General features: G+C 63.6%; 11 protein-coding genes. 2 read left to right on the forward strand and 9 right to left on the reverse strand.

Annotation, left to right across the window (positions count from 1 at the left end):
* The first annotated feature begins 279 nt into the window (after nucleotides 1–279).
* Nucleotides 280–1,671: a Gfo/Idh/MocA family oxidoreductase gene (locus OBACDRAFT_RS11450; protein ID WP_043585739.1), complete on the forward strand. Its 1,392-nt coding sequence runs from the start codon at nucleotides 280–282 to the stop codon at nucleotides 1,669–1,671.
* A gap of 82 nt (nucleotides 1,672–1,753) precedes the next feature.
* Here the strand turns inward: OBACDRAFT_RS11450 and OBACDRAFT_RS11455 are convergent, their stop codons facing one another.
* The 9 genes from OBACDRAFT_RS11455 to OBACDRAFT_RS11495 form a co-directional block, all read right to left on the reverse strand.
* Entirely contained in the window at nucleotides 1,754–2,431 is a 678-nt protein-coding gene (locus tag OBACDRAFT_RS11455; RefSeq protein WP_043585741.1) for a transposase, read from the reverse strand.
* 173 nt (nucleotides 2,432–2,604) lie between these two features.
* Nucleotides 2,605–4,746 carry an AMP-binding protein gene (locus OBACDRAFT_RS11460; RefSeq protein ID WP_043585743.1) on the reverse strand — a complete coding sequence of 714 codons (2,142 nt, stop codon included), beginning with the start codon at nucleotides 4,744–4,746 and terminating at the stop codon, nucleotides 2,605–2,607.
* Nucleotides 4,747–4,775: 29 nt separating this feature from the next.
* Nucleotides 4,776–6,080, reverse strand: a complete 1,305-nt coding sequence (locus OBACDRAFT_RS11465) for an MFS transporter (protein WP_043585745.1) — start codon at nucleotides 6,078–6,080, stop codon at nucleotides 4,776–4,778.
* A gap of 86 nt (nucleotides 6,081–6,166) precedes the next feature.
* Complete coding sequence (locus OBACDRAFT_RS11470) at nucleotides 6,167–6,952, reverse strand: RsmE family RNA methyltransferase (protein WP_043585881.1); 786 nt, start codon at nucleotides 6,950–6,952, stop codon at nucleotides 6,167–6,169.
* A 220-nt stretch (nucleotides 6,953–7,172) separates the two neighbouring features.
* Complete coding sequence (locus OBACDRAFT_RS11475; protein ID WP_232767034.1) at nucleotides 7,173–9,482, reverse strand: AMP-binding protein; 2,310 nt, start codon at nucleotides 9,480–9,482, stop codon at nucleotides 7,173–7,175.
* Entirely contained in the window at nucleotides 9,479–10,075 is a 597-nt protein-coding gene (locus OBACDRAFT_RS11480; RefSeq protein ID WP_043585749.1) for a GDYXXLXY domain-containing protein, read from the reverse strand. The genes OBACDRAFT_RS11475 and OBACDRAFT_RS11480 overlap by 4 nt, the downstream gene beginning before the upstream one ends.
* On the reverse strand, nucleotides 10,072–11,382 hold the full coding sequence (locus OBACDRAFT_RS11485; protein WP_081721978.1) for a DUF2157 domain-containing protein: 1,311 nt from the start codon (nucleotides 11,380–11,382) through the stop codon (nucleotides 10,072–10,074). Before OBACDRAFT_RS11485 ends, OBACDRAFT_RS11480 begins: the two co-directional genes overlap by 4 nt.
* Before the next feature lie 159 nt (nucleotides 11,383–11,541).
* Nucleotides 11,542–14,919: a DUF2339 domain-containing protein gene (locus OBACDRAFT_RS11490; RefSeq protein ID WP_043585753.1), complete on the reverse strand. Its 3,378-nt coding sequence runs from the start codon at nucleotides 14,917–14,919 to the stop codon at nucleotides 11,542–11,544.
* 222 nt (nucleotides 14,920–15,141) lie between these two features.
* Entirely contained in the window at nucleotides 15,142–16,332 is a 1,191-nt protein-coding gene (locus OBACDRAFT_RS11495) for a LacI family DNA-binding transcriptional regulator (RefSeq protein ID WP_157837031.1), read from the reverse strand.
* A gap of 34 nt (nucleotides 16,333–16,366) precedes the next feature.
* Between OBACDRAFT_RS11495 and OBACDRAFT_RS11500 the strand changes: the two genes are divergently transcribed.
* Complete coding sequence (locus tag OBACDRAFT_RS11500) at nucleotides 16,367–17,698, forward strand: PEP-CTERM sorting domain-containing protein (protein ID WP_043585757.1); 1,332 nt, start codon at nucleotides 16,367–16,369, stop codon at nucleotides 17,696–17,698.
* Nucleotides 17,699–17,707 lie beyond the last annotated feature (9 nt).

Here is a 17,707-nt window from a genome sequence, read left to right on the forward strand (position 1 = left end):
CACCGTCGTCGGCCAGCACCGCCCCGACAGCACAAACTGGAACTCCCACGCCTGCCGCTGCTGTGGCAGCACCGGACGCTCCCCATAATGACGTTCCCCAAAACCCAGATAACGAAGCATGACGCCCAGCAGCACGCCGCGCATGAGCGAAAGAGTCAAACACATGCCCGATCCAGTGCTGGCCTTCCCCCCCCTCCCCCCTGCTACATTCCACTCTGTGCCTCTGCATCTCTGCGTGAGACCATTCTGTTAATTCTGTCTAAAAATAGAACCATCCATATGAGCACCAGCACCACCCAGTCCGGCGGACACCCCCTCCGCTACGCCCTCGTCGGCACAGGCTCCCGCGCCTTCATGTTCCGAGACGCCCTCGCCGGCCCCCACGCCGCGCAAGGCCGGATCGTCGCCCTCTGCGACATCAACCCCCTCCGTGCCGACGCCTGGCAAACCGCGACCAACGCCTCCGCCCCTGCAACGGCGACCGCGACAAAAAAACTCCCCGTTTACGCCCCCGGTGACTTTGAGAAAATGCTCAAGGACGAACGCATTGACCGCGTCATCGTCACCACCATGGACCGCACCCATCACCACTACATTTGCGCCGCCATGCGCGCCGGGTGCGACGTCATCTCCGAAAAACCCATGACCACCGACGCCGACAAATGCGCCCAAATCCTCCGCACCATGCGCGAGACAGGCCGCCACCTCCGCGTCACCTTCAACTACCGCTACGCCCCCCGGAACAGCAAAGTCAAAGAACTCCTCGCCGCCGGAGCCATCGGCGACGTCCTCTCCGTCCACTTCGAATGGATGCTCGATACCAAACACGGCGCCGACTACTTCCGCCGCTGGCACCGCGACAAACGCAACAGCGGCGGCCTCCTCGTGCACAAAGCCACGCACCACTTTGACCTCGTCAACTGGTGGCTCAACACCGTCCCCGAGACCGTCTTTGCCATGGGCGGCCTCCGCTTCTACGGACGCGAAAACGCCGAAGCCCGCGGCCAGATCCACTTCTGCGAACGCTCCAAAGACCTCCCCCCCGCCGCCCTCGCCGCCGACCCCTTTGCCCTCGACCTCCGGGCCGAACCCCGCCTCAAAGCCCTCTACCTCGACGCCGAACCCGCCGACGGCTACGTGCGCGACCGCAACGTCTTTAACGACGGCATCTCCATCGAAGACGACATGGGCGTCATGGTCTCCTACCGAAACCGCGCCGTCATGACCTACCACCTCACCGCCTATTCCCCCTGGGAAGGCTACCGCGTCTCCTTCAACGGCACCAAAGGCCGCCTCGAATACGAAGTCGTTGAAAAAGCCTACGTCAGCGGCACCGACAAAGACCACAACCTCGCCCGCAACCTCAAAATCGGAGACACCACTGCTGCGGCCGTCCCCGAACCCGTGACCCTCCTCCTGCGCCCCCACTGGGCTCCCCCCGTGCGTATTCAAATCCCGGAGACCAACGAAGGCGGCCACGGCGGAGGCGACGCCCGCATGTTGCGCGACATCTTTGAGGACGGACCCGGTGCCGAGCCCGATCCCCTTGGTCGGGCCGCCGGTGTGCGTGACGGCCTTTATTCCGTCCTCTGCGGAGCCGCCGGCAACCATTCCCTGGCCACCGGCCAGCCCGTCCGCCTCGCCGACCTCGTCCCCGGCCTCCCCGAGTAACAACCACGGAGGGCGGGTCTCCCGACCCGCCAGACGCGGCCCCGCCGCGCCCATCCGTATCGCAGAAGTGCGAGCCTTGCGTTCACGCGCAAGGCTTCGTCGTCGGCTCGTCGAGAGAGACCCGCCCTCCGTCGTAAAATATGAATTCGCCGGGGCTCAGTCCGGCCTTGCGCGGATTGTCCCGGATGTAGGCTTCACAGTGGGATAGATGAGATTCGCTGCGTACAATCCGATCCCAATAATCCTCCTGCCAAAGTGGTCCGCTGCGACCAAGCGCCCGGTTTGCCATCGTGGCGGTATAACCCTTCCACGATTTCAGTAATCGCGACAAAGCGGTATCCTCCGTCGCGTGTCGGAGGTTAAACAGCACATGCACATGGTTGGGCATCACGACAAAAGTCCGCAGTCGATAGCGCTGCCCGTCGAAGTGGAGCAGCGCGTCACGAACGATCCCCGCCATCGCAGGATTACGCAGCACGCATTCGCCCGCGCCTGCGTCGAGCCACTGTTCGAGACGCTCCGGGAATCGTTCGTTGTAGTCGTTGAGTGTGCTGGCATCCCATGGTTCGGGGTGCGCGCTCATCCATTCTTCGCGCTCCGCCATCCACACGCGCAACCGGCCTGCTGGAAGGGCGTCATCCAAGCGCCATGTCACGAAATAACAGATACCGTCTCCTCGTTGTTCCCAGTGCGGCAAACGGTGTTCACGGTACAGGATGTAATCGCGTGGGTTAAATGGCTCGAACCATGTCTGCTCCATATCTGTCAAACATGCGTACAGTGTTCGTTGTGGAAAAGATTCAATTTGGAGGGCGGGTCTCCCGACCCGCCAGACGCGGCTCCGCCGCGCCCATCCGTATCCGGAAGTGCGAGCCTCGCGCTTACGCGCAAGGCTCGTCTGGCGGGTCGGGAGACCCGCCCTCCAAATTGAAATCACGCCGCCTCCACCAACTGCCGTTGCAACTCGCGGTGGTTGATCTTGCCGGTGCCGAGCTTGGGGATGGCGTGCACCACGCGCAGCTCGCGCGGACAGGCGAGGTTGCCCAGTCCCTTGTCGCGCAGCACGGCGCGGAGGTCGGCCAGTTGCAGGCGCGATTCGTTGGTCACGGCGACGAGCTTTTCGCCCTTGTCGGCGTCGGGCGTGGCGATGATCGCCACCTGACAGCGCAGTCCGTAGCGCGGGAAGGCCCCGGCCAGCGCGTCCTCCACGGCGGTGAGGCTCACCATCTCGCCGCTGATCTTGGCAAAGCGTTTCATGCGCCCGCGGATATGCACGTAACGCTCGTCGTCGATGTGCGCGATGTCGCCCGTGTCATACCAGCCGCCGCCGCGCTGGAACTCAGCGTTGGCCTCGGGATTGAGGTAGCCCTTCATGATGTTGGGGCCGCGCACGAAAAGGCGTCCGCCGTCGTCCACGCCGAGCACGGGTTCGAGTTTGTAGTCGATGCCCGGCAGAAGCCGCCCCGCGCTGCCAGTGCCGGGCTCCATGCGGTTGGCGAGGCTGAGGATGGGGCTGCACTCGGTGGCGCCGTAACCTTCGAGGATGCGCACGCCAAACTTGCGCGCCCAGGTTTCGTAAGTCGCGGCCTGCACTTTTTCCGCGCCGGCAATGAGGAAGCGTAGCGTGTTGAAATCGTAGGCGTGGGCCTTGCGCGCGTAGCCGTTGAGGAACGTGTTTGTACCGAAAAGCACGGTACAGCAGCGGTCGTAAACGAGCGCGGGCACGATGCGGTAGTGCAGAGGCGTGGGGTAGAGAAAGGTGTAACAGCCGCGCACGAGCGGGAACAGAAGACCGGCGGTGAGGCCGAAACTGTGGAAGAGCGGGAGCGCGTTGAAAATGCGGTCGTGGTCGGTGATGTCGATCGTGGCGATGGCCTGGCGGAGATTGGCAAGGAGGTTGCGGTGCGTGAGTTCCACGCCCTTGGGCACGCCTTCGGAACCGCTGGTGAAGAGGATGGCGGCGGTGGTCTGAACCGTGACGGGGGAGCGGCGCAGGCGGCGTCCGCAGGTGAGTCGGTTGCGCAGGACGGCGGCGAGTCTGGCGGCGGGGCGGATGCGCGGGCGCAGGTCCTCCAGGTGGAGCAGCGCAATGCCGGCGTCGGTCAGCGGAGCGAGGTCGAGGCGGGCTTTTTCGAGGAACCGGCGCGAGGTAATGATTTGTCGGATACCGGCGAGTTGCGCACACTGGAGCATCGTGGCCGCGCCGCTGGTGAAGTTGAGGATCGCGGGTGTGCGCCCCGCCGTCCAGAGGCTGAGCAGGACGACGGGCATGGCGTTGATGTTAGGCAGAATGATGCCGATGGGGGAGGGGGGGGAGGGGAGGATGCGCGGCCACAGCGTGGCCAGCGCGTCGCTGGCGGTCATGAGGCGGCGGTAGGTGAGTTCGGCGTGGGTGGCGTCTTCGAGGGCGATGTGGCCGGGGATTTGGGCGGCGGTTTCGGCGATGGCGGCGGGCAGGGTTTGGGGACCGTGGGCGAGGTCGGCCTCGAATTGCTGGCGCACGAGTTGGTCGCGGAGCCAGAGGGTGGTCTTGTCGCGGGCGATGGTGTTGGCGTAGTGCTCGAAGCCGGGCGCGGTGAGCGCGGGGCTGAAGTGCGCGGTGATGCGCGGGAACCATTTTGTCCAGCCGGTGTGGCGCACGAAGGGCAGGCGGGTCGCGCCGCGCAGGTAGCAGGTGATGACGCGGGCGCGGGTCTTGTGGACGAGGAATCCGGTGCCGTCGTAGATCTTCATGAGCGAGCCGGTGCGCGTGATGCGTCCCTCGGCAAAGAGCACAAGGCGTCCGCCGGTGTTGAGGTAGTCGATCATCTCGCGGACGGCGTAGGGGGAGGTTGTATCCACGGGGAAGGTACGGCGGTTGACCATGAGGCGGCGGTGGAGCCGGCTGGTCTGCGCGGTGGTCGAGGAGGTGACGATGCGCCAGTCGTCGTCGAGTGTGGCGTAGAGAAACAGCCAGTCGAGCCACGAGGCGTGATTGGGGATGAGGAGCACCGGGCCGGGCGTGGCGAGCGATTCGGCGCCGTGGGCGCGAAAGCCGAAGAGCAGGCGGAGAAGGAGGCGGACGAGTGTTTGCATGGGAACGTCAGATCGAAGGTCGGTTCAGTTCATTGGCCGGAGGGGGGGGGAGGGGGCTGGCGGCGCGTGCGCATGAGCAGCGACACCGTTGCGATGGCGAGCGCGAGCCCGATAAAAATGCCGCTGGCGGAGAGTCCGCATTTCACGCCGGCGAAGACATAGGCCCCGGCGAGGCACATGCCGATGTTGTCGAAGAGATTTTGCACGGCGATGGTCTTGCCCAGTTTGGTCGGGTCGGACTCGGCTTGGAGGGCGGCGTTGAGCGGAATCAAAAAGAGTCCGGCGACGATTCCGGTCGCGATGAGCAACGCAGTCACGGGCAGGATGAGGTTGAGCGTGGCGAGGTGAATGACCGGGCCGCGCCAGAAGTCCAAGTGTTCAACGCTGAAGAGGAGCGCGAGCATGACCGCGAGACCGAGGCCGTAGCCGGGCGCGGCGCGCAAGTCGCCGACCTTGTGTAGTTGACCGGCCATGACACTGCCAACCATCACGCCGACACTGAGCCAGAGTCCGAGCAGGGCGATTTGGGTGTTGGTTTCGAGTCCGAGGACGCCGATACCCCAGGGCTGGAAGTTGATTTTCATCGTGGCTCCGCACACCCAGAAGAGCGCCGTGCCGATAAGCATTTTGCGGAGGCGGGGGGCGGTGCAGAGGTCGCACGTGTGGCGCGCAAATGTGCCGACGCTGGCCGAGAGGCGGATGGAGGGATTGGACGGCGTGGGCGTCATGCAGAGGCTGAAGGCGAGCGCGCCGCCGTAGAGCCCGGCGAGGATGAGAAAGGAGACGAGTATGTTGTTTCTGAATACGTCGGACAAGCACGCCCCGGCGATGGCTCCGGAGAGAATGGCAACGAGGGTGAGGAGTTCCACCGTGCCGTTGGCTTTGACGAGGCGTTCGCGCGGGAGGATTTCGGGCAGGATGCCGTATTTGGCCGGTCCATACACGCAGGCCCCGATGCCCACGATGAGGTAGCCCGCGCCTTGCCAGAATGCGGCGGAGCCGCCTGTGGAGGCCGTGGACGGAGCCGCCAGCACGACGCCGGCGGCGCAGAGGAGGGTGCCGGCGATCTTGAGGGCGTTGCCACCGGCGAGCCAGCGGGTCTTGGCGTGGCGGTCGTTGAGGTGTCCGGCGAGCGGGGCGAGGAGGACGTAGGGAATAAAAAGCAGGCTGGTGTAGAGCGTGCTGGCGGTGCGCAACCCGGCGTCGGAGAGGGTGCCGGCGTGGTTGAGGTAGGTGAGCTGCCCGACGATGACGGCGAGGATGGCGTTGTCGCCAAAGGCCCCGAGAAACTGGCCTGCCAGCAGGAGCGGGTAATTGCGCGAGGAGGTCTTCATGTGAATGTGAGCAGGTGTGGGAATGCGGAGGCCGCGAGATTACGCGAACGGGGGGGGGAGGGGGTAATTGATAAAAGCGATGCCGGTTATCCCGACAACTCGTGGTTGAGCACGCTCAACGCGTACGTCGCCGCCGTGTCGCAGCGCAACACGAGCGCGCCCAGCGTCACCGCTTGGAAACCTGCTGCGAGCGCCGCGTCGATCTCCTCCGCCGTCAGATCGCCCTCCGGCCCCACCAGCCAGATCGCGCTCTTGATAGTGCGGGTGGGGTTGGCCGCACGCGCCTCCGCCACCACCTCGCGCACATGCCGCGCTCCCGGATGCAGGCTCGCCACCAGCCGCAGTTCCGCCGCGCCGACCTCGCGCAAAAACTCGGCCAGCCCGCGCACCGGGGCGATTTCCGGCAGCCACGGGTTGCCGCATTGCTTGCAGGCTTCGAGCGCACCCGCCCGCCACTTTTCGAGCTTCTTGTCCGACCGTCCGCCGTCGAGGTGGACTTGGGTGCGCGCCGATTCGAGCGGCACGATACGCGTGACTCCGAGTTCCGTCGCGTGGCGCACAATATCGTCCATCACTCCGCCCTTGGGCAACGCCTGCGCCAGCGTCACTGCGCACGGCAGCGACGGCGCGAGTCGCCCGGCCTGCGCATCCGTTCCGACTGCAATCACGGCGGCACGCTTGTTCGCCTCGGCCAGCGTCCCGGTCCATTCGCGGCCCCGCCCGTCAAACACCACCACCGGATCACCGGCGCGCGCCCGGTTGACCACGACGAGGTGATGCGACTCGGCGGCATCCAACAAAAACCGCAGTGCCTGCGCCGAGGTATGGGCATCGGATGCGGGAGCGGAGCAGAAAACTCGAAAGTCAGGCATGCGCATCACCCTGGGGACTGTCTTAAAAATAAGCGAGTTAGGATAGGAGCCAGAGGAGGATGGAGACGAGGGAGAGCATGGCGGAGAAGGAATCGTGGAGTTTTTCGTAGCGAGTGGAGATGCGGTCCACCTTCTGAACGAAGTATAGACGCTCGTCCTTGCAGCCTCAGGGAAACATGCCAGATGCAATCAGTGATGATTTCGAACAGATTCATCGCTTTTACTGCGGTTGGTGATCTGGTGCGGTTGCCAGTTCCTTGCAGCCTTTGAGGTCGAGCTTGCCGGAGCCGAGCGTGGGGAGGGGGGAGGGGACGTGCACGATGGTCCGCGGTATCCAAAGATTGGGGACACCGGCGGCGGTGAGTTTTTCACGGACGGCGTCGGGCGTGAGCGGTTGCGTGGTGAGGAGAACCAGCGCCTCGCCTTTGGCAGCGTCCGGCACGCCAACGATGGCCACGGGCGGACCGTTGGCCGGATCGAGGTCGAAGAGTTCAATGAGCTTTTGCTCCAGCGTGCCGTGCGGCACCATCTCGCCGCCGATCTTGGAAAATCGGGACAGGCGGCCCTCGATGGACAAAAATCCGTCGTCATCAAAATGGCCGAGGTCACCGGTCACGAACCAGCCGTCGTGAAACATCTCCGCCGTCTTCTCCGGTGCTCCGAGGTAGCCGCCAAAGACATTGGCTCCGCGCAGGCAGACGAGCCCCGTGCGGGTGAGCGGGAGCGGGTCGCGTGTATCGGGGTTCAGAATACGCGCGGTCATGCCCGGCATGAGGCGACCCACGGTGCCGGTGCGGCGGCCGTCCTGGGGCTCGGCGGTGGCGGTGGTCCGGGGCGGGTCGGGCTGGTTGACGCTGGCGATGGGGGACGTCTCGGTGAGGCCGTAGCCTTGGAGAAGTTCGATGTGGAATTTTTCGAGAAAGGCGGCGTGAAGATCGTCGGGAAGTTTTTCGGCTCCGGAGATGACAACCCGCAGGCTGCGCAGGTCGCCCGACTCGGCGCGCTTGAGCAGGGGACGCAGAAAGGTGGGCGCGCCGACCATGACGGAGACTTCCTCGTCACGAATGGTTTCGGTGATTTTTTTGGTGTCGAGGGGGCCGGGCACCGTGACCGCGCGGCAGCCGCGCAACATGGGATACCAGAGGGTGACGGTGAACCCGAAGCTGTGAAACAGGGGCAGGCTGGCGAGGAGTCGCGTGGAGTCGGGGAGGACGGAGAGCGACGAAATCTGCCAGCAGTTGGCGAGGATGTTACGGTGGCTGTAAATAACGCACTTGGGCTCGCCCGAACTGCCGCTGGTGAACAGCAACCCGGCCTCGGCGTTGTTGCCGTGGCGAGGGAGGCCGAGAAGGAGTGCGATCCATTTGTTGGGTGCGATCCACGCGGCGACGAGCCAGGGAAGGATGGCGCGGGCGCCGCCGGACGATTTTATCAGCGCAACGAAATCGAGCGTATTGTTCGTCCAGGGAAATTTTGGCAAACGCGCGCGCATCGCGTCCGCTGTAATGATCGTTCGGATACCAGCGAGGCGGAGGCTGGCCTCGACGGCGGCGGGGCCGGCGGTGAAGTTGAGGTTGACGGGCGTTTTGCCGGCGCAGAGGACGGCGAGGTTGGCGATGCTGGCGGCGGCGCCGGGCGGGAGGACGATGCCGACGCGGGCGTCGTCGCGCAGGGTGCGGCGAAGGTGGCGTGAGAGGGCGGCGGAGGCGGCAAGGATTTTCGCGGAGGACCAGACGCGGCGTTCGGCGGCGGTGCGGTCCACGAGTTCCACGGCCCAGGGACGACGCGCGAGGCCGCGCACGATCTCGCGGCCGAGGTGACGCTTGAGTTGCGGGCGTTCGTCAAACGCCTCGCGTCCGAGATCAATCAGCGCCTGTCGCACACGCAGCGTGTCCGCTTCCGCCGCCGGGATGGGTTGTCCCCAGGAAACGAATACATGCGTGCGCATGATTCGCGGGGATTTGAAGAGATAGCGGTTTTCGGAAAATGAGAAGACGGAGCCCCAAAGTCCGTCGTGCGCCACGGGCACGACGGGGACGCCGGCCTTGCGCGCCATGAGTTCGAAGCCGCGCTGGAGCTTCATGAGCTGGCCGGTGCGCGAGATGGCGCCTTCGGGGAAAAGCAAAACGAGTTCGCCGGCCTGGAGCGCGCGCGTGACGCGGCGGATGGTTTCGAGGGCGTTGGCCGGGGAGACGGGGATGGAGCCGGCGAGCCAGTTGATGACGGCGAACACGGGGGAGGTTTTCGCCATGTCCTCGTGCGTGATGAAGCGGATGGGGCGCGGGCACGCGAGTTGGAGCACGAGCGCATCCACATAGGAGAGGTGATTGGCGAGCAGCAGCGCGCCGCCGTCCGGGATGTGTTCCGCGCCGCGTGTGCGCACGCGGTAGAGCAGCCGGGCGAGCCAGAAAACAGGTCGCGTCAACAGCCACGGCGCGTGGGAACGCGTGAAGAGCGGCGCCGGGCGGGAGGGTGCGGAGGCGGCGGGAGTGGCGGGGGAGGGGGGGGGAGGCATTCGTTCAGGTTTCACGGATAAATTTTTTCGTCGAGCCAGAGGTGCTTGATTTGCAGGCGGTGATTCTGGCTCACGGCGGCTTCGACTTCGAGCTTGTCGAAACGGGGCGTGCCTTTGCCTTCGGGCACGAAGTATTTTTCGATGTCGTATTCGAGCCGGAAGTGGAGTTGTTCGCTGTTCGAGCCGGTCGTGATGATCGTGGCTTGGGCGCGGACCCAGAGACGGTGGTCGTTGCGATAGGGCGGGGTGAGGCGCACTTCGTCGATAACGTGGTATTTGGCGTCGTCGGGATCGGGCTTGAGCACAACGTAAACCTCGGCGTGGCGGCGTGGTTTTCCCTCCGTGCCGTCGCCGGGTGGGAGCGCGTTCCCGTTGTCCTGAGTGTGGCGGCTGATTTCGTAGTTGAGGATCATGTAGTCGCCGCGCAGCAGGTCGCGTGGATCGACGGGCAGCGTTTTGAGCCACACGGTGCGCCCGTTGCTGCGGACGTGCTCATGGTAGCCCGCCCAGATGAGCAGAAACAACACTTGCGCGGCCACCACGAGCCAGACCCAGCGGGCGGTTCTGGCGGATGAGGCGTTTGAGGTTTTTTGTAGTGTTGTTCTCATGACGCAGCCTCCGTGTGCGTTGCGGTTTGTTCCTGTTTATGCGAGCGGACGACGGCGATCCAGACGCGGCGTTTTCGTTCCAGAAAAATGCCGAGTCCGATGACAAGCGCGCCAGTGACGATAAAAAACAATCCGCCATGCAGCATCGTGCCGAAGAGGTCGATGTAGCGGGTGACGATATTGAGGGCGATGAAGCCGATGCCGAGATTGACCCACCCCGCGCGTCCGCCGGCGAGGCCGGCGCGAATCATAAGGATGTTGAGCCCGAACAACATCACCGACGCGATCACGCTCAGCCACCAGAGCCACGGGCCGCCATGAAAAAACCCAACGGCCATGACCCCGGCAACGAGCACGGCGGGGAGCAACCCGGGCGCGAGGGAAAACAGTGTGCGGCGTTCATGAGAAACCCGCCAGGCACTCCAGCCGGCAAGGAGCAGGAGCACGGCGGCCACGAGCATGGGAACCGGAGAGGTGTGGACGATGAAGTCGTCGTCGCTTTGCCAGCTGCGCCAAGCATGGCGCGCAAAGCCAAAGGCATAAAGCGCGGAGCACACCAGCAGCGCGCCCCACTTCTCATGCATCCCCGCAAAATCCGCCCGTCGCGTGCCGCGCAACGCGAGTCCCGCCAGCCAGATCGCCGCTCCCAGCAGAAGATAAATGGCGGTAAAAACAAAGAAGACCCGCTCATCGTGGCGGGAGTCCACGTTTATGATTGCGAGCCATGAATCGGGCTGCGCCATCTCCATGCCCAGCCACAGGAGCCCTGCGACGAGACTCAAAAACTGCGCCCCCACCGAACGCACCAGCCACGGCACGGCGGCGATGCCCAGCCACCATACCAACACGCCGTTGGAGGGGCGTGAGTTGAGGTGAAAAATCTGGCTCACGAGCGCAATGCCCGCGAGCAGCAACCCTGCGCCCATCATGAAGCACGCATCACCCGTGCGTGGAAAATTCCCCGGCGCGATGGCGAGTCGCCAGCCCGCCGCGTAGGCACCCGCGAGCAACGCCACGAGTCCGCCGATCTTGGTCCAGTCGCTGATCGCCTCCCAGTTGGAGCTGATGACCAGGCACACGCCCGTGAGCAGCAACGCCCCGCCGATCATCCCGAGGATGGCGACGAACCGGTTTCCACTCCGAGCCGGCTCCGCAAGCGTGGCTGTCACAGGTTGCATTACAGGTGCATCCGCCGACTCGGGATGCCGCGCGAGCAATGCATCTCGCTGTGCGCCGGTGATGATCCCATCCGCGACCCACCCGTCGGACTCTTGCCGAAGGCGATGTTCAAAGGAATGTGTATTCATTTTTTAAAGACATTTTTTAAACCACAAGGACTCAGAACCACAGAGCACAGATCCACAAAGCGTCCCTCCCCCCCCCCCCCCCTCCCCACCACACACACACACACGTGGACACGTTTGTTCTCCGTGATTTGTCCCTTTGTGCCTCAGTGTCTCTGTGGTTCATTCTGATTCGGTTTTATCGGTTCCGTTGCCGGTTTTGTTCTCAGGTCTTTCCTCGACGATCAAGTGCCGGAATTTGTGATACGAGAATCCAACCCACAGCAACACCAGCCCCAGCACCACGAAGGCCGCGATGCGATACAGCGCCGAGTGCAGATCGACAAAAAACATCCTTGGCACACACAACGCCAGTCCCGCCAGTCCGAGCAACCGGTAGGGCCGCACGCGCGCCAGCAACCCGCACATGAAAAGCGAAATCGCCGCCAGCCCCCAGATCACCGTGACGTAGGGCGCAAACGTGTCGTGCTGTTTCCACGCCGCGAAAAACACGAGCGACAACCCCGCCGCGCCTGCCAGCCAGCGTAGCCGGTTTTTCACTACAAACGACAGTGGTTTCGGCCCTTCCCCGGCGAGCCACGGCAACGCCGCGACCAAGACCGCCAGCAACACCACCATGCCCGACTCTGGCGACATGCCTTGCACCCATCCCGCCGCCACCCGCGTAAGCGCGTGCCACCAAGCGCCCGCGCCAAGGACAAGCATGGCGGGACGCGCTGCGGTCAGTCTCCACTGGCGCAGCACTTGCGCGATGAAGAGTATCGCAAAAATAAATACGACATGCGTCCCGGTTCCCTCAAAAAACCGCGTTGCCAGAAACCACGCCGCCACCACGCCCAATCCTGCCTGCACCGGGCCGATCAGCGCCAGCCAGCGTTTTGACGGGAACGACAACCGCGTGCTCCACCACGCCGGAGTCCACACGATGAGAGTCATGATGCAGAACGAGATGTATTCAAAAAGTGTGACACTCTCTGCTGTCCGCTGCTTGTGGAACACGATTGGAAACAGCGCCGCCAACCACGCCAACCACGACGCGGCGAGCGCCGGGATCACGCCCGGTCTCCATGCGAGAAACGCCACGGCCAGCGCCACCGCGCCATACGCCAGTGTGCACAAAGGCCATACGCCGACATGTCCATGAATCGCGATGGACCATGCGATGGCCCACGCGGCGCAAAGTGTGACAACGAGTGCGCAACCCGCCTGCAACCACTCCTGCGCCGCCGCCAACGGCGCCGCCTCACGAGCAGCGCGATGCCGTGGCAACGCCGTCAGTCGCAACACCACCGGCGTCAGCCACAACAACACTGCCGCGCCTGCCGTCCACCCTGTTGCATTCCACGGAAAAAGCCTGCCCGCTGCCAGCCAGCAAACCACGCCGAGCAACGCCGCCCACGTGGCGAGCGAAGTCAACCGCCACCGCGCCGACGCCCACGGTGCGGCGACGGCCAGCGCGAACGCGAGGCCTGCCATGACCACGATAGACACGCGCGCACCGCACACTTCAAACAACACCTGCGCTCCGCTGAAAATGGCGAGCGCCCACAACCCCGGCGCGATCCGCGCCAGCCAACCCTGCGTCCGGCACGCAAGCATGATCCCCGCCGCGATGGTTGGCGCCAGCACAACCAGCGCGTTGACCACCAACCGATGCCCGTCCCCTCCCCCCCCCCCCGCCCATGCGTCGGCGCACAAAAAACCGTGCGCCGCCAGCGTGAGCACTCCGCCCATGACGACCGGCCCCGGTGTGCGAAAAACCCGCGCCGCCAGCACGCCCGCGCCTGCAAACACCATCAACGCCGCCGGTTCCCAGCCACGCGGTGACGCATGCATGACCGCCGTCACCGCGGCCACCACAGCGAGTGTTGCCCCGATAAACTCCAGCAGGCGGCCGATCTCATCCACCTCGCGCCATGCTCCGCAGCGTCGTCCGAGTCCCGCGGCGAGTAGTGAAAAACCCGTTACAAACAAAACCGCCACCGCCGCCGGAAACGACGCGACGGCGATGCCCTCAAACACATGCCAGATAAAGTAACCGTATGCCGCCAGAGCGATCAGCCCCGTCCACGCCACGAGGAACCGGGATCGCATCCGCCGCGCAATGAACAGCATCACTCCCGCCTGCACCAAAAGCTGGATCGCCATCATGCGTCCCTCGCCGACTTCGATCAACCCGAGCGCAAAAACCCCCGTGGCCTTGGCCGCAAAAACCGCCGCCACCACATCGCCCGGCATCCGCCACTGTCGCAACACCACGAGCGCGCCCATGACCACCGCCGCCGAGAAATAAAACACCGCCAGATGTTCGCGTTGCAACGACACCGCCGTCGCGAACCCGAGCGTCAGTGCGAGGCTGGAATTGAGCCCTTGGAAAAACCGTTCGCCGTATCCAAATTCCGAACCCTCACTCCGCGTTCCGCGCCAGTCGCGCGCGAAGTGCAACAAAAGCATTCCTGTCAAAAACACCCACGGCCACGCGCCCGCCGCCACCGCCGCCACCTCGCCTGTCATGCGCAACTCGCGCAACCACGACCCATGCCACACCAGCGCGTAAACCGCATACGCGCCCGGCATCGCCACCACCGACGGACCTTCCCACCGCTTCCAGCGGTGAAACACCACACCGCCCACCGCGAGCAATGCCACCGTGACAAGCGCGAATCCCGGCATCCCGCGCGTGTGCGCAAACACCGCCGACGCCACTGCAAGCGCCGTTGCCATCGTGGCGATGACAGGCGACCTGCGCCACAACGCCGCCCCGCCCATGAGCAACGCAGCCGCCAGTTGCCAGCCTGTTGCCGCCACCGGATTTTCGATGACCCTCATCGCTGGAATTGCGTGCGCCGCGAACGCACAAAAATAAAGCAAGGCCAGCCCGCCGCCAAACACCACCGCGCCAAACTTCGGGATTTTGCGCTCCAGCCACAATCCGCCCGCCGCGACGCCGACCGACACCGCCAGCAACTCCGTGAACTTAACGACCGGGTTGGCGTTGACCGAAAAGTAAACCCCCAGGAACACGATGCCGATGACGAGCAGCGCCATGCCGATGCGCGTCGTCCACCACGCTGCGAGCCGCACCTCCGTATTACTTTCGCCCGCCCGTCCGCCGGCACCCTCCGCGTCGCCGGCATAGGCGGCGGACGGCGGCCAGAGGTGGATTTTTTGCAACCACGGCTTCCAAGCCGGCGGTTCGTCGGTCTGGAGTGGCGCGGGCGTCCCGCCCGCTTTGGGAATTGAGGGTGGCGCAGGCGTCTCGCCTGCTGTTTGGAATAAAGCGGGCGGGACGCCCGCGCCACTTCCATCAGCAGCGACCACCGCCGCCTGCACTGGCAACGGCGGCGGTTCAACCACGGGAAATTCCGTCACCACCACAGGCGGCCTGACATTGGGGATTTGTGCCGTGAGATTTGGGCGCTCTTGCTCCGTCTCGCACGATGCCTCAAGCCTGGCGATGCGCTGTTTCACCTCCGCCATATTTTCTTCGAGGTAACTGAGCCGCTTTTTGAGAAGGTCGATGTCGTAGCGCAGATTCATGGCGGAAGCAGATGAGGCAGGGCAGGGGAGTTGCCCGCATTTGTCGAGTGCGGTCGTTGCGTGTCGCGTATTGGGACACTGGCTGACTGGATTCCAGGTGGCACGGTGCTGGAGAATACCTGTTCCGCCCGCATTCCAGGTAATCGATAAAATCAATCTGGCCCATTCGACACGACGAATGCCCGCTCTTCGGCCCGTCCTCCGTGTCCAATCATTTACCAATCATCGTGTCGTCCGCACCGTCGGCCCCGGCACCCATGAACTCTCGATCAACGTCCCTTGCTGAAACGGCGGCACGCCCGTCTCGTGACGGAGGATTTGACCGATCACCACATCAATCGCAGCCATGCCCGTCCACTCCAGCCGCTGCTCCATGCCAGCCACTTTGCCTCGCAACGCCTTCGGCAAATAGAGCAAGGCCACCCCAAGATCATCAGGCAGGCGCAAACCCAGGTGCCTGGCCCAGTCAAAAATGTGACCGTTCACAGCCAGGCACGCATCCAGCCGGTGCCTGCCAAGCCAGGCGGCAAAAGCCTCCGAATCCTCCCTCAAAAACGGAAGCGGATCACTGCCCGGATGTCCGATGTAGAGCACTGGCGGCGATTTTATTTTTTCCTGCTCCAGACGCGCCCGGTAACCCATTACAAACCGATGCTCCACCGTGTCGTCCACAGAGCGGGCCATGTAGAGGCCGATCCGCTTGTGGCCCAGCGCGAGAAGCTCTCCGCACGCCTGCATCGCGGTTGAGTATTGATCGTTGCTGACAAAATGAAGCGGCGGCGCCGATGGACGCGAACCAATGGTGACAAGGGGAAACTGACTCCATATCGGCTCGCTTTCATGCAACCGTGATTTCCCCGCGTCATCGAGCGAATGATACACCACGCCTTGCACATTACGTGTTCGAAAAATACTGGCCAGCCGTCCCGGACTCATCCCCTCCTCATGCAACCAGAAACGATCCAGCGTGTATCCCAATTTCCCGGCACGTGCCTCGGCCCCCGCATCCCAGCCCTCCACAATGCTCGATGGAGTCACCAGCCTGGGATCTTTCAGAGAGGCATTCACAAACGCCAGCGTGGCCACATGTCGCTGCTTTCGCGAAGAACGCAATTCGTTCATCAACCGTGCCAGCAGGGCATTCGTCTGGTAACCCATTTGTGTGGCGATTTTCCCGATACGTTCACGTTGCCTCGCCGAGATGCGTGTATGTCCGCGCAGGGCCATGGACACGGTCGATTTCGCCACACCCGCCCGTTGGGCGATTTCAGCAATGGAGGGCAACGGTGAATCGTGTGTCATGATGCGTGAATTCGGGATGGAAAATGCAGGAGGTATGTCGAACGGATCGACAACAGTGCGTTTGCCTGTGTTTCCCCGGCAAGCCTTAAGTCCCGAAGTAAATATCTCCACCCTTCGCAGTTTCCCGTATCAAGAAAGCAATCCCATGAACACGCTCCCGATCATGCATCAATCCACTGTTACATCCAATCCCCATGCCTCGCTCGTTGCAGCCCTTCGCTCCGGCGCCGTCATGACCACTGCCCTCCTTCTCTGCGCTTCCCTTGTTGCTCAGACATGGACGGGTGGAGGCGGTGACAACAATTGGGCCACGATGACGAATTGGAGCACAGGTGCCATTCCCAGCGCCTCCGACAACGCGATCCTTGGTGCTGCCGCCACAGTGCCGATTAGCATGAATACTAACCAATCTCTCAAGCGCATCACCTTTGATGCCACCGCGGTCAACGGCATCACGATCAAACTCAGCACTGCCTGGCGAATCAACGCCCCAACCGCGCCGGGGGCGTCCGACCCCGGAGGCATCGCGGTGCTGGCGGGCAACAGTTTTGACAACGTGCTCGATCTGAATGGCCGCAACATCACTCTTGGCGCTTCCGGCATGACAAACGCCCACGAACTGGCGTTTACCAACAACGGCTCGGGAGTCTTGCAAATCACCAATGTCACGGGATCAGGCTCACTGCCCATGACTTCCACCGGCGCGGCAGGTGGTTCTCTCGATCTCGTCTTCAATGGCACGGGGCGGACTGTTGTTGACGTGGCCATCGTCAAGTCATCCGGCACCAATCCCGCCACCTTCAATATCAGCCAGACCGGTTCCGGCGTCACCACGTTCAACAGAGCCAACACCTACAACGGCACAACGTCGGTGAGCGCGGGGAAACTCTGGGTCAACGGGACGCACACCGACGGCGCGGCCTACACCATCGCGGGCGGTCTTCTGGGTGGTTCCGGCACGATCACCACCGCTGGCAACGCCGGAGTGACGATCGGAACTGGCGGCAAACTTTCCGCCGGCTCTTCCGAGAACGCCATCGGCACACTGACCTTTAATCTTGGCACCGGCTCGCTCGATCTGAGCGCGGCCGTGGCGGGCGACAGCGCCTCGCTGCTGTTCCGGCTCGGCGCGACCGATGCCAGCGACAGGATCGTGCTGCAGGCAGATTCGATACTGAATCTCGGCACGGGCGTATTCGGTTTTTCTGACTTTGTTTTTTCCACGGATGAGGGGTTTGGCGCCGGAGTTTACACGTTGTTTGAAACCTCCACCTCCATTGTTGGCTCGCTGTCCGACGGTCAGCTTTCGGGCACCCTCGGAGGTTTCGAGGCCATCCTTTCCCTGGCCAATGACAACAAGTCCCTCCTGCTGACCGTCGCTGCCATTCCAGAACCTGCGACCACTGCCATCTTGCTTGGCGGTTTGGGTTGCCTTCTGGTTGCGGCGCTTCGCAGTCATCGCCGCACCTCCGTATGATTCTTCTCC

The sequence above is a fragment of the Geminisphaera colitermitum TAV2 genome, assembly GCF_000171235.2.
Taxonomy (GTDB): Bacteria; Verrucomicrobiota; Verrucomicrobiia; order Opitutales; family Opitutaceae; genus Geminisphaera; species Geminisphaera colitermitum.